Raw genomic sequence first — 12422 nt, 5'->3', positions numbered from 1 at the left:
AAGATGAGTAAGGAATTCGTCGTGCGCCATGCGCAGATCGTCGAGGCGGGAAAGGACCCGGCACCGCTCGACCTGCTGATCCGGGACGGCAAGATTGCCGGCCGGTTCTTGCCGGGAACACCGGTGGATGCGTCGATCTCTGTCATAGAGGCACAGGGCCTGCATATCTTCCCGGGCCTGATCGACGCACATGTCCATTTCGGATTCGGCGAGAAGATCACCGAGTATTCGACGGAGACCGCGTATGCCGCACAAGGCGGCTTTACGTCGATTCTCGGCTACTTCCTCAACAACGAAGCGTACGGCGCAGTTTTCGAGCGCGAACAGGAATACGCACGGGCTCGCGCGCATATTGACTACGGATTTCACTTCAGTGTCGCGAACGAAGAACACGTGCGCGACATGGCGGCCTACGTGCGCGACTACGGCGTGACGTCGTTCAAGTACTTCATGAACTTCAAGGCCGAGGAAGGACGCTATCTCGGTCTCGACGGAACGGACGACGGGTATCTGTTCAATTTGCTCAGGACGGCGGGCTGTATGGACGGGGTAAAGGTCGTGTGCCATACCGAGAACATCGAGATCGTCAACCGTCTGCGTACGGCGATGAAGGATCTCGACGCACCGACGCTCAAGGATTGGGCGTCCGTCAAGCCACCTTTCACCGAGGCCGAGAGTTGCATCCGTGCGATGTATTTTGCCGAGCATTTCGGCGCGCACATCTATATCCCGCATTTGAGCACGCGTATGGCGCTTGATGAAGTGCGTCGTTGGCGTGAGCGCTATCCACATGTATATGTCGAGACGTGCCCGCACTATCTGACGCACGATGAAGATTCGCAGTTGGGCTCATTGGGTCGCGCGAACCCGCCGTTTCGCAGCAAGGACGACGTGGCGGCGATGTGGGAAGGCCTGCAGGACGGCAGCATAGACGTCGTCGCCTCCGACCATGTGCCGCGCAAGAAAGCCACCAAGGAGCGTCCTTTCTGGCTTGCCTCGCAAGGGTTCCCCGGTACGGCGACAATTTTGCCGGTGCTGCTCAGCGAGGGTTACCACAAGGGCCGGCTGAGTTTGTCACGAATAGCCGAGGTACTGACTGAAGCTCCGTCGCAAATCTTCGGCATGGCGTCGGCGAAAGGCTCACTGTCGGTGGGCGCCGACGCTGATTTGACGTTCGTCGATCTCAACCTCAGTCGAGTGGTGCGAGCAGAAGAGCTCGGTTCGTACTCGGACTACAGCCTCTATGACGGCTGGTCGCTGAAAGGCTGGCCCGTGCGCACGATTGTGCGTGGAGAGACGATCATGCTGGACGGCGAGACCGTTGGAAAGCCCGGGTATGGGCGCTACCTGTCGCGTCCGTTGACGTCGCGTTAAGCAACTTCATCGTAACGAATGCTTGCAAGGAAAAGAATCATGGAGACACAAGCAAGTCTTGGCGCTCAAAGCCTGCCCGCACTGGACATCGATCGCACGTCCGAATTGGATGCGCCTTTTCCAGCGCGAATTTCCCCGCGTATTGTTGTCGCGGGCGCGGTGGGCTCGATCGTGGAGTACTTCGACTTTGGCGTGTATGGCTACGTCGCAGTGATCCTCGCTACCCAGTTCTTCTCTTCCGGCAATCCTACCTCCGCAATCTTGAACACACTGGCAGCTTTCGCGATTGCGTTTGTGCTGAGACCGGTTGGCGGATTGGTATTCAGTCATTTTGGTGATCGCTTCGGCAGAAAGAACGCACTCGCCGCGACCGTGTTGTTGATGTCTGTGGCAAGTGGACTGATTGGTTTTCTTCCCACCTATGCGGCGATTGGCGTAGGCGCAAGTGCCCTGTTAGTTCTTGCGCGATGCATGCAGGGCATTGCTGCGGGCGGCGAGTTGGGCGGCGCAATCGCGTTTGTCGCGGAGCATTCACCTGCACATCGGCGGGGACTTCTGTGTTCGACGACTCAGACCGGCGCGCTTGCGGGCATTCTGCTGGCCTCGATTGTCGTTGCCACATTGAACCAGACTCTTTCGAAAGCTGATATGACCACGTGGGGATGGCGGGTCCCTTTCCTGGTGGCGATCCCGATTGGTGTGATCGGACTTTGGATTCGTTCGCGACTCACTGAGGCCAAATCGTTTCAGGCGCTGTCTGAGAGCGACAGGACCGAATCCGCGCCGATTATCGAACTGCTCCGGTCTCATAGCGGCCCCCTTGCCAAAAGCATAGGGCTATCGATCCTGCTGTTCTCGCTTTACTACATCGCATACGTGTACGTGAACATCCACTTGCAGCGCGTGGTCGGAGTGAGTTCGAAGCTTGCTTTCTGGTCTACGACGCTGACGTTGGCCGTCTCTGTCGTTTGCATGCCACTGTTTGGTGCGCTGTCAGACAGGGTAGGGCGCAGGCCAGTCTTCGTCGTGTCGAGCCTGGCCGCACTGGTGCTCGCGGTACCGTGCTTCAACTTGATGAATGCGGGCGGCTTGACTGCCGTTGGCATGCAGATTGTACTGGGTCTGATTGAATCGGCCCTGATGGGCGTCGCGTTTTCAACGATGGCCGAGCTGTTTCCGACCCGCGTCCGCTATACCGGCGTTGCGTTGGGATTCAACATCGGCGGTGTCGTCGCGGGCGGAACTGCGCCGCTCATTTGCACGTGGCTCGTATCGGTGACGGGTTCGTCGATCGCCCCAGCCTATTTTCTTATCGGCACGGCCGTTGTGACGCTTTTCTCAGCCTTCACGCTTAAAGAAACCGCAGGATCGGCGCTTAAGCCGTGACGTGCTGGCCCTACTTGAACCATGGAGAATACGGAGAGCATTTGCATGAAACCTTGGGAAAACATCATCTCGGATGACGAGCAGCGAAAATACCGTGCTGCCGGTTTCGGGCGTCCGTCCGGCCTGGGCAAGCGTCCCGCCTTGCTGATCATTGACGTACAGTACCGAACTGTAGGCACCAAACGTCAGCCCTTCTGGGAAGCGATCAAGGAATTCCCGACGAGTTGCGGGGACGTGGGTTGGGCCGCGGTGGACCACATTGCAGAGTTGCTCGAAGTGTTCCGGGCGAAAAACTGGCCCGTACTGTACCCGCATGTCGCGCCCAAAAAGTCCACAGAGGGCGGACGGCTGGCAGAAAAAGTCCCGTCAATAATGAACATTCCCGCTCGGGGCTACGATTTCGTCGAAGAGGTTGCGCCGCGCGAAGGCGACGTTCTGCTGCCAAAAAAACATCCGAGCGCGTTTTTTGGGACCGCGCTCGCCAGCCATCTGATCGACGCACAGGCTGATACTTTGATCGTGACGGGCTGCACCACGAGTGGATGCGTGCGGGGAAGCGTTGTCGACGCGTTTTCGCTGAACTTTCGAGTGTTCGTCCCGCAAGACTGCGTGTATGACCGTAGCCAGACTTCACATGCGGTGAACCTGTTCGACATGTCCGAAAAATATGCTGACGTGGGCACAACGTCCGATCTACTGACCCGCCTCGCTGACATTGCACCGCGGGATTAGTGAGGTCGGTCGTCAATGGCGGAGGCCAACCGGTTAAGCAGCGGGTTGATTTTTGAAGAACGGCTGCGTTAAGGCGGCAGGGGACAGGTAGCCCAGACGAGCCTGTTTGCGCTGCCGGTTGTATATTTGATGATCGCGTCGCGGGCGTCCTGGCGCGTGGCGAAACGCTCGCGATGCACGAGGTCGGTCTTGGGCGAGCCCCAGAAGCTTTCCACCGGCGCGTGGTCGTAAAGGAGAGCGTGCAAAAATTGGGGAGGCTCCCGCGGAGGACCGTTTCTGCTTCCGACAGCGGCATTGGTTTCGTCTGGAGTAGGCTTATCGGTCTCGCAACCGTGGGAGCAAGCCGCGCGGTCGATCATCGAAGCAAGGTTGGCCGACGGAGACAATGATACGGGCGACGAAGGTGACGGAGTTCTGGCTGTGATTGCGCACAGGGAGGTTACCTCGGCTGCAGCGCGACTCGATCAGTTCCTCAGCTGGAACGGTATGGCGAGCGATGCACGCGTGACCGTGATCAGCGACGACGCTGGTGAATTTGCAAAGACGGTCGAGGGCAGTCAACCGGCTCGCGGCCGGATCGTCGACTGATGCCACATTGCGATGAAGTTCCAGGCGGCGCAGCGTTCCGTGTTCGGCGGCAAGATGATTGACTCGATGGACCGGGAGTCAGTGGAGACCGAAATCACGCGCGCGAAGTGGTTGGTCTGGCATGGCAAGGGCAAAGGCGGTCGAGCGGATTGCTCCAGATGGGTTCAGCCAACTTCAAAGATCGATACAGTTCAACGCTGCGATCGCGCAAAATCGTTGCCCCTGGTAAATCGTCAATGAATCGAGTCCCGGGTGTTGAAGAGACTATGAGAGTCCATCCAATCGTACGATTCGTTGCTGTGCGCCCACGCCCAGTTCCTTGCTGTCTCACTTTTTTTGCCGACCGCCTGTGCGACCTCTTCGGAGGGCGAAGCTCCGTCGTAATTGTCGTTCGTGCGCTCGGCGCGGCCGATGTTTCTGGATTTCGATGAGTCGTAGTTCATTGCGATTCCTGTTTGAGGTTGCTGTCAACGCGTATCAATCCTGCTCCGCCAGCTCATCGTGCATGGACGCGGCGAGAAGCTCGGCGAAGCGCTCAAGCGCCGCGACTGAGCCGTGCACTGTGCGGTACTCCTGACGCCCAATCTTCGCGTCAAGAACCACTGTCATGCCCGATTTCCGAGCCAGGTCAAGGATGTCCATCTGATGCTCCACATCGTTGAATCATGCGATTCTGTTACCACTGTGATGCGCGCGAGCCGTTTGCCCACACAATTCATTTTAAGCACTATGCACTGGACATCAACGCAGCCACGGTGAATTCACAGTTTTCAAAACGACAACAATAGAGACGGCGAGCAGATACTGCTGTTGGTGGAAGTCGTTGAAATCCTTGGGATGTTCTCTGCCAGGGCCACGTAACACGTCGCTGTCCAGTCCACGGAAACTGTCGCCGTACGAAGCCGCTGCCAGTGGCGTCACGTCCAATTCAACCCACGACCAAACTCCAACGCCATCGTGCGCGTACTCTCAAGAGACGCAAAGTTGTTCTTGGCGAAGCGCCAGCAGGAGCGCGAACGCGGCGACCGCCGTCGAAGACGGAGTCAATAGCGGGTTATGGTTTTCGGCCCTGGAAGACCGCGGTTCATATCGAGTTTGTCCTCTACGCACGTCTCCTCAAAAAAATTCTCGCAACCGAAATTCCCCGATGAAAAGCCCACTGTCAGCTTATCCGTAGCGCAGTATCAAGTTTTTTAATAATCAGGAAACCCCGATTGGCTTTGTTCTGTTGGTCACTAAACTCTTGCCATTGGACCGATAACTAATCGAGTTCCGGTGTCCCCAGAGGTGGTAATGCCGGCAGTCCCCAGGGTCCGATTATCCTCTCCCGCGTCATCCGCGGAGGCGCAGGCAACATTTACACTTTGAATCTGGAGTCCATGGTGCGAGACATAAGTGCTCAGATGAGCAAGTACAGGAATCTTTTCTGTTCGGCCTTGGTATTCGGCTTTATTTCGTCAGGAACGGCGTTAGCGCAAGTTCAAAATCAAACACAGACGACGCTGCCGCATGTCGTCGTGCTGGCGACGGGTGGCACTATCGCTGGAACCGGCGCGAGCGAAACGCAAACCACCGGCTACAAGTCCGGCGTCCTCACTGCGGACGTTCTATTGAAGTCCGTTCCGTCGCTTGGAAAAGTGGCGCGGGTGTCTGGCGAGCAGGTGTCGAACGTCGGCAGCGAGAACATCACTAATGAAATTTTGCTGAAGCTGGCCAAGCGGGTAAATACACTTCTTGCTCAACCTGACATCGCTGGCGTGGTCATCACGCATGGAACGGATACGCTCGAAGAAACGGCCTACTTCCTCAACCTGGTGGTGAAAAGTGACAAGCCGGTGGTCCTCACTGGCTCGATGCGCCCGTCGACAGCAATTAGCGCCGACGGTCCCAGCAATATCCTTCAAGCCGTAACGGTTGCCGCCTCCCCAACTGCGAGAGGACGTGGCGTACTAATTGTCCTCAACGACCGCATCGGCTCGGCTCGATATACGACGAAGACGAACGCGAACACGCTCGACACGTTCAAGAGTTCGGACGATGGCTTTATCGGCACGTTGATTGACCAGGTGCCGCACTTCGAAACAGCTGTAGCCAAGCTGCAAACAACGCAGACTCCGTTCGACGTCTCGAAGTTGGATTCTCTGCCGGAAGTCGACATCGTCTATGGGCACCAGAACGACGGGGGGTACATGTATGACGCTGCGGTGGCTCACGGCGCTCGCGGCATCGTCGTAGCGGGCGTCGGCGCGGGTAGCGAATCTCTTCTCACGCTGCCGTCTATCAGGAAGGCTGTAGATAAAGGGGTCATCGTGGTCCGCTCCTCGCGAACCGGCAGTGGCTATGTCCCCGAAGACTCGGCTTATATCGGTCTTCTCGGCGACAACCTCAACCCGCAAAAAGCTCGCGTTCTCCTGATGCTCGCGCTGACGGTGACGAACGACCCTGCTCGCGTGCAGGACATGTTCCAACAGTTCTAAACGTGCGACCAGCGCGGCGACGCTGACGCCAGTCATCGCCGCGCGCTTCGTCTATTAAACGTAGCCTCCAAGGCCCCCAAAGGAGATGTCCAACTGCGGCCGCTTTTCCCAACGTGATATGTAGAGATTTCGGCGCGGAGCAAGCGCAGTCGCTGTTGCCCGCGACTTGAAAGCAGTTGCTACGAGCTTGAACTCGAAACGTGTTCAGAGTGCGTCGTGGCAAAGCGCCATCGTCCTCTGGACCATTGTGCTTGACCCGTTGAGTTCCATCTCGCTGGTGAAGAGAGCGTTCAGACACATTCACCCGAGACGACCTCGATCGAACGCTCGCTGCGCGCGATTTCAACGTCCGTTCGGCCCCGAAGTTGTTATCGATCCGGGATTCAGTGCGCCGTTACCCGCCGACCTGATGCACGCCGCAGCCGCGCCACTGCCCGCCAGCGGGCCGCAAACCGCCAGCCTGTTCCAGGGCCTGGCGTTACTCATCCCCACGGATCAGGGTTGGCGTTTGCCGCGGCCACCAGCGGGTTTGCCAGCCGGCTTGCGTGAATCTGCAGTTGGCTTGCTGGCGGGTTTGCTGCGTGGCTTTTGCACGCTGAATGGGTTGCCGCTCGACAAGCTTGCGCCTTTACCCGCGGCCACAGCGCGCTGCGCCGCAGGCTTGCGTTTGTTTTCGCCACTTTGCGGTCGCGGTTTTTTGCTGAGCACCTGCACTGCACCCGGCGTAGCTTGCTGCACTTTCGGTTTCTTAGGTTTTTTGGGTTTCTTGATGATCTGGCCCGTCGCGCTAGTTTGCGGCACGCGGTGTTCGGCTTCAAAACCCGGCACTTCTTCACGGCGCAGCGTTTGCCGGATCAGCGCTTCAATCGCGGCCAGTTGCGGCGCTTCATCGGCACACACAAGGGACACCGCCGCGCCGCTGGCGCCCGCGCGGCCGGTACGGCCAACACGGTGCACATAGTCTTGCGCCACGATCGGCAGATCAACGTTGATCACCAGCGGCAGGTCGTCGATATCCAGCCCGCGCGCAGCCACATCGGTGGCTACCAGCATATGTACTTCGCCCGTCTTGAAGCGCTCCAGCGCACGCAGGCGCGCGGGTTGCGGTTTGTCGCCGTGGATGGTGTCGACCGCATAGCCCGCTTCATCCAGCATGGCCGCCAGGTAATCCACGCCATTGCGGGTTTTGACGAACACCAGCGCGTGCTCCCAGTTGTTCTCAGCCACAAGGTGCATGAAGAGGTCAGGCTTGTTCTTTTTATCCACCGGCACCACCCACTGCTTGATCTTGCCGGCCGTGGCATTGGGTGGGCTGACGCTGATATTGACCGGGCCGCGCAGAATGCCGGCCGCCATGGCGCGGATATCATCCGTAAACGTGGCAGAGAACAGCAGGGTCTGGCGCTGAGCGGGCAACGCAGCAAAGACGGCGTTGAGTTCGCGCGCAAAGCCCAGATCCAGCATGCGGTCGGCTTCATCCAGCACCAGCGCTTGGACTTGATCAAACTGCACTGCGTTCTGGCGATTGAGATCTAGCAAACGCCCCGGCGTGGCAACGAGCACATCCACGCCTTTGCGCAACTTCATCATCTGCGGGTTGATACTCACACCGCCGTAGGCGGCCAGAAACCGTAAGTCGAGGCCTTTGCCGTAAGCGATAAAGCTTTGCAGCACCTGTTCGGCCAGTTCACGCGTGGGCACCAGCACCAGAACACGCGCGCGGTTGCTGGACACCGAGGGGCCGTGCTGCACCAGCCGTTGCAACAGCGGCAGCGCAAAACCCGCCGTTTTGCCAGTGCCGGTCTGTGCGGCAGCCATGACGTCCTTGCCACTGAGCACAGCAGGAATCGCCTTGACCTGCACCGGCGTAGGTGTCTGGTAATTGAGGTCCTGCACATTACGCAGCAAGGGATCGATCAGGCCAAGCGAGGCAAAAGACATTGGCGTATTCCGGGCTAAAGCCGCAATTCTAGCGGTTACGGTTACAGCCTGTGCTGAAAGTCTAACGCCTGGGATTTTCTGGGTGTTGTCTTTGGCGGGTAGTCTGAAAGTGCAGGGGTTGCACCGGCCGAAGTCGACTTATGCCAGCGTTGACCTTGTAGTGGTCGCCAAATCGCAGCACCTGCGAAAATACGGCCACGATAATCCGGTCATTCAATGCGTCGATGCAAACTTGCGCCGCAGTTGGCCGGCCGATAGCCACAACGCGGAGACAAGAAAATAGATCGCGCCGACACCTGCGTAGCCGGCCACTTTGACAATCGCCGGAGGCACTGATGCATGGGCCTGCGCGATAAAAAACGCGCCCGCCAGCGCCGATTGGCCCCCGCTCAAAATCATTGCCCATTGCGCACCAAAGCGCTTCCAGCGGCGAACGGCGGTGGCGAGCTGAAGCAATCCGGACAGAATGGCCCAGACTCCGAATACATCAAGGACCAGGCTTGTGTTGACGCTCAATACCACAATCACCGCAATCGCTATCACCGCGCTAGCGAAGACATTGAAAGCCTGAGTAGGGTTTTCGCGCATCCCACCGCTACGCGACATGTCGACATAGTTAGCCAGCGCATCCCATACGGGATAGACGATGAGCAGTGCTGCTCCGATCGCCGTGGCATGCTGCCCGATGGCGAACGCGAGCGCGACCCACACGACAGAAAATGCGGCACGGATAAAATAATAGTGTTTGAGCCACTGCTCACCCTGAAGGCGGGTGGTATCTGAAAGATGATCAGCCATTGGAACTCCTTCAAAATTTTGTTGACCGCGTCGCCTTGAACGACGCGCCAGGCTCTTGTCGCGATGAACTGTCGGCAGGATCGCGCCAGCGTCATCGCGACAAGAATCCTGTGTTGGTAGAGATCATGGCATTCGGCCTGTCTTGATGGCATCGGTCAAACGACCGATAGGCGTACGCCGAGTTCGGCGTGCTCCATCGGCTCCGAATCGTCGCCAGGCTCGGCGGCCGCGTCGGAGTCCGCAGTGGCTTGCCCTGGTTGTTCGGCCGCCCGAGCCTTCACCGGTCAGTTAAAAGGGGGCCCTTTTGAGCGTCTCGACCACGCTACTTCCCTTGCGGTCAGAGCAGCGTCATGCAGCGGCTACGCGCCGATCATCCGATGCCGCAATGACGGCGCTCATCGACCAGTGCCTATGCGACGATCCGTGCAACGGTGGCCCCGCGACCGGACATCGCGACGATTCAGACAATCAGCAGGAAGCGCCGGGATGGCCTAAGCAGTCCCGAAACTCCAACGTCTATTTCGGCAGTGAGCCGTCGACGCCATCGACGTACCAGTTGATGCGTTGAAGGTCTGTATCACTGAGCGTCTTGCCGGCCGGCACCTTCACTTCGTCCGCCTGATCCTTGATCGGACCGCTGAAGACATCCCACTTGCCGCTCGCGATCTGGTCGCGCTTTGTCGCCACGTCCTTCAGCGCATTGGCCGGAAGCGCCGACGTGTTCAGGTCATCCAGGCTGACCCCTTTCTGCGGAATGCCCCACCACACCGGATCGTTCTTCCACTTGCCGTCCAGCACCTGCTGGATCGCCGCGGTGTAGTACACGCCCCAATGCGCGACCACCGAACCGAGGTGCGCGTCGGGCCCGAATTTCTTCATGTCCGAATCCCAGCCGAACGCATGCACGTGCTTTTCCGAAGCGGTTGCGAGCGTGGCGCTCGAATCAGTGTTCTGCAGCAGCACGTCGGCGCCCTGGCCGATCAGCGTTTCCGCCGCCTGCTTTTCCTTGCCCGGATCGAACCAGCTATTGATCCAGATGACCTTGGTATGGATCTTCGGATTCACCGAGCGCGCGCCGAGTGTGTACGCGTTGATGTTGCGGACCACTTCGGGAATCGGCACCGACGCGACAAAGCCGAGCGTATTGGTCTTCGTCACGTAGCCTGCGGCGACGCCCGCGAGGTACGCTCCCTGATACATCCGCACGGCATAGGTGCCGAAGTTCGGCGCTTTCTTGTAGCCGGTTGCGTGCAGGAACACCGTGTCCGGGAAATCCTTCGCAACCTTCAGTTCGAAATCCTGGAAGCCGAAGGTCGACCCGATAATGATCTTGTTGCCCTTGTTCGCCAGATCGCGGAACACGCGCTCGGAGTCGGCCGATTCCGGCACGTTCTCCACGCGTGTGATCTTGATCTTGTGGCCGAACTTCGCTTCGACTTCCTTCGAACCTTGGTCATGCCCGTAGGTCCAGCCGGCGTCTCCCGGGTTGCCAAGGTAGACAAACGCGACGCCGGGGGCGTCGGTTGCCGAAGCGCCTGATGCACCAATCGCTGCTGACAGCACAAGTGCTAAACGGGTGACTCGTGGCGCATTCAGCCATGTTATCTTCATCGTGATTCTCCAGTCCTGTACGGTGTTTCTACGTTGTTGTGAAAAATTTGGGGGGAAATCGGTTGGCCACAAGCATCGGAGCTGCCGTCTGCGTGGCGTTGTGCTGCACATCACAGCGATTTGACAGCTGCTCGAGGCGGCGGCGCTGGATATGCCCGATCGACCATCCATGTTCGCAAACTTGATTCATCCGGTACCTAGTTCGAAGACGGCCCCTCGCTGTCAGTCGGTACGGACATTCGACGCACGCACACGAGAAGCCGATTGCAGAAGTCGTTCTGTGAGATTCAGAACTTCGTGCGGATACCTACGCCGTACGTGTCGCCCGAAGTCTGGTTGCTGAGGTGGTCGTACATGTAAGCCGCGTAGACGTCGGTGCGCTTGGATAGCGGATAGTCATAGCCGATTGACGTCGTCTGACGGGTCTGGTCCAGACCGCCGCCGTCGCGCGAGTACGCGAACGACGCCATGATCCAGCCCAGGCCCGCCGGAACCGTGAGGCCGCCCTGTGCGGTGTTCACGTGCCAGCTGCCGGTGTCCTGCGCGTTGTCGGTGTACATGTACTGACCGAAGAACCTGACGTACTTCAGGTCATAGGTCGCACCCAGTTGAGCCACGCTCTGGCTCTTCATGCCCGCGAGCCCGACGCTCTGCGCGAGGCTGGTCAGGTCGCCCGGGGCGCCGTTGAAGTTCACGTACTGATACACGCCGGTTGCCGCGAACGCACCATGGAAGTAGAGGAACTGAGCGCTCCACTTCTTCGCCCCGTTCTCGTCCGCCGTATTGCCGAGGGCATACACCACGTTGGCGCTCAAGCCATTGAAGTTCGGCGACGAATATTCCACCGCGTTGTTCCAGTCCGAGCCGCCGACCACGCCCATGTCGGTGGTGTACGTCGGAAAGGAGCCGAGGCCGAGGTACGTATGCTTGACCATCGGCGAGAACGTGTACGAGTTGACGAACGGGTTGAACTGGATCGTCGAGACGTATAGCGGTGTCGTCAGACGTCCGGCCGTGACGATACCGTACGGCGATGCGATACCGACTTACGCGTTACGCGAAAAGAACGTGTCGCCCGTGAAGCTGCCGTACGCGCCGTTCTGAGCCCGGAAGAAGCCTTCCAAAGCGAAGATCGCCTTGTAGCCGTTGCCCAGATCCTCCACTCCACCCAAACCCCAGTAAGAGGTGGCCATACCACCGCCCGACACCACCGCTGCACCCTTGCCGTCCGGGAATTTCTGCTCGCCAACCCATTCGTCGACCAAACCATACAGTCGCACGCTTGATTGCGCATGTGCTGAATTTGTGACCAACAACCCGAATATGCTAGCGAGGGCTGTGAATTTGACTGCGGTTTTTAGCGTACTTTGGACGAGAGGCTTCATGGATTCTCCAGTAATTTTGTCGAAAAAAATATAACTGTGGCCGGCAAGGGACTTCGCCTCGCCGCGCTGTTCTTTGAGTAGCTTCCGGGGGGGCCGCAGGAGGAGCGCCCATCATCGATCAGTCAATTGA

At 58.6% G+C, this 12422-nt stretch carries 10 protein-coding genes and 2 pseudogenes; 5 read left to right on the top strand and 7 right to left on the bottom strand.

What is annotated here, in order from left to right; all coding sequences use genetic code 11:
- The first annotated feature begins 3 nt into the window (after positions 1 to 3).
- The 3 genes from ACQKRQ_RS34825 to ACQKRQ_RS34815 are packed head-to-tail and all read left to right on the top strand — an operon-like array spanning position 4 to position 3492.
- Positions 4 to 1374: a dihydroorotase gene (locus ACQKRQ_RS34825; protein ID WP_427482055.1), complete on the top strand. Its 1371-nt coding sequence runs from the start codon at positions 4 to 6 to the stop codon at positions 1372 to 1374.
- A 39-nt stretch (positions 1375 to 1413) separates the two neighbouring features.
- Positions 1414 to 2760: an MFS transporter gene (locus tag ACQKRQ_RS34820; protein WP_427482053.1), complete on the top strand. Its 1347-nt coding sequence runs from the start codon at positions 1414 to 1416 to the stop codon at positions 2758 to 2760.
- 45 nt (positions 2761 to 2805) lie between these two features.
- Positions 2806 to 3492, top strand: coding sequence for an isochorismatase family protein (locus ACQKRQ_RS34815; protein ID WP_427482051.1), 687 nt, complete (start codon positions 2806 to 2808; stop codon positions 3490 to 3492).
- A 33-nt stretch (positions 3493 to 3525) separates the two neighbouring features.
- On the opposite strand, the pseudogene ACQKRQ_RS34810 reads toward ACQKRQ_RS34815, so the two are convergent.
- Positions 3526 to 3722, bottom strand: a pseudogene (locus ACQKRQ_RS34810) (IS3 family transposase); the annotation flags it as partial.
- Between the two features lie 190 nt (positions 3723 to 3912).
- On the opposite strand from ACQKRQ_RS34810, the gene ACQKRQ_RS34805 reads away from it, so the two are divergent.
- A complete protein-coding gene (locus ACQKRQ_RS34805; protein ID WP_427482049.1) occupies positions 3913 to 4080 on the top strand; it encodes a hypothetical protein in 168 nt (55 codons plus the stop codon).
- Positions 4081 to 4313: 233 nt separating this feature from the next.
- Here the strand turns inward: ACQKRQ_RS34805 and ACQKRQ_RS34800 are convergent, their stop codons facing one another.
- Together ACQKRQ_RS34800 and ACQKRQ_RS34795 are read right to left on the bottom strand one after the other, a co-directional pair.
- Positions 4314 to 4523, bottom strand: a complete 210-nt coding sequence (locus ACQKRQ_RS34800) for a hypothetical protein (RefSeq protein WP_427482047.1) — start codon at positions 4521 to 4523, stop codon at positions 4314 to 4316.
- A 34-nt stretch (positions 4524 to 4557) separates the two neighbouring features.
- A complete protein-coding gene (locus tag ACQKRQ_RS34795; RefSeq protein ID WP_165923964.1) occupies positions 4558 to 4722 on the bottom strand; it encodes a hypothetical protein in 165 nt (54 codons plus the stop codon).
- Positions 4723 to 5483: 761 nt separating this feature from the next.
- On the opposite strand from ACQKRQ_RS34795, the gene ACQKRQ_RS34790 reads away from it, so the two are divergent.
- Positions 5484 to 6557 carry a type II asparaginase gene (locus ACQKRQ_RS34790; RefSeq protein ID WP_427482045.1) on the top strand — a complete coding sequence of 358 codons (1074 nt, stop codon included), beginning with the start codon at positions 5484 to 5486 and terminating at the stop codon, positions 6555 to 6557.
- 495 nt (positions 6558 to 7052) lie between these two features.
- Here ACQKRQ_RS34790 and ACQKRQ_RS34785 read toward each other — a convergent pair whose 3' ends face one another.
- From ACQKRQ_RS34785 to ACQKRQ_RS34770, 4 genes and pseudogenes are all read right to left on the bottom strand, one after another.
- Positions 7053 to 8498, bottom strand: coding sequence for a DEAD/DEAH box helicase (locus tag ACQKRQ_RS34785; RefSeq protein WP_427482043.1), 1446 nt, complete (start codon positions 8496 to 8498; stop codon positions 7053 to 7055).
- A 213-nt stretch (positions 8499 to 8711) separates the two neighbouring features.
- Complete coding sequence (locus ACQKRQ_RS34780) at positions 8712 to 9296, bottom strand: DUF308 domain-containing protein (RefSeq protein ID WP_342960633.1); 585 nt, start codon at positions 9294 to 9296, stop codon at positions 8712 to 8714.
- Positions 9297 to 9812: 516 nt separating this feature from the next.
- Entirely contained in the window at positions 9813 to 10907 is a 1095-nt protein-coding gene (locus tag ACQKRQ_RS34775) for a BMP family ABC transporter substrate-binding protein (protein WP_427482041.1), read from the bottom strand.
- A 287-nt stretch (positions 10908 to 11194) separates the two neighbouring features.
- A pseudogene (locus ACQKRQ_RS34770) lies at positions 11195 to 12292 on the bottom strand (porin).
- Between the last annotated feature and the right edge of the window lie 130 nt (positions 12293 to 12422).

The organism is Paraburkholderia sp. NPDC080076, from assembly GCF_050281145.1.
Lineage (GTDB): Bacteria > Pseudomonadota > Gammaproteobacteria > Burkholderiales > Burkholderiaceae > Paraburkholderia.
The sequence above is the reverse complement of the archived record's forward strand: the minus strand, read 5'-3'. Positions and strand labels throughout refer to the sequence as shown.

Coding starts and splice junctions, on each gene's coding strand:
- ACQKRQ_RS34825 (WP_427482055.1), top strand. CDS start 4: ATGAGTAAGGAATTCGTCGTGCGCCATGCGCAGATCGTCGAGGCGGGA.
- ACQKRQ_RS34820 (WP_427482053.1), top strand. CDS start 1,414: ATGGAGACACAAGCAAGTCTTGGCGCTCAAAGCCTGCCCGCACTGGAC.
- ACQKRQ_RS34815 (WP_427482051.1), top strand. CDS start 2,806: ATGAAACCTTGGGAAAACATCATCTCGGATGACGAGCAGCGAAAATAC.
- ACQKRQ_RS34800 (WP_427482047.1), bottom strand. CDS start 4,523: ATGAACTACGACTCATCGAAATCCAGAAACATCGGCCGCGCCGAGCGC.
- ACQKRQ_RS34795 (WP_165923964.1), bottom strand. CDS start 4,722: ATGGACATCCTTGACCTGGCTCGGAAATCGGGCATGACAGTGGTTCTT.
- ACQKRQ_RS34790 (WP_427482045.1), top strand. CDS start 5,484: ATGAGCAAGTACAGGAATCTTTTCTGTTCGGCCTTGGTATTCGGCTTT.
- ACQKRQ_RS34785 (WP_427482043.1), bottom strand. CDS start 8,498: ATGTCTTTTGCCTCGCTTGGCCTGATCGATCCCTTGCTGCGTAATGTG.
- ACQKRQ_RS34780 (WP_342960633.1), bottom strand. CDS start 9,296: ATGGCTGATCATCTTTCAGATACCACCCGCCTTCAGGGTGAGCAGTGG.
- ACQKRQ_RS34775 (WP_427482041.1), bottom strand. CDS start 10,907: ATGAAGATAACATGGCTGAATGCGCCACGAGTCACCCGTTTAGCACTT.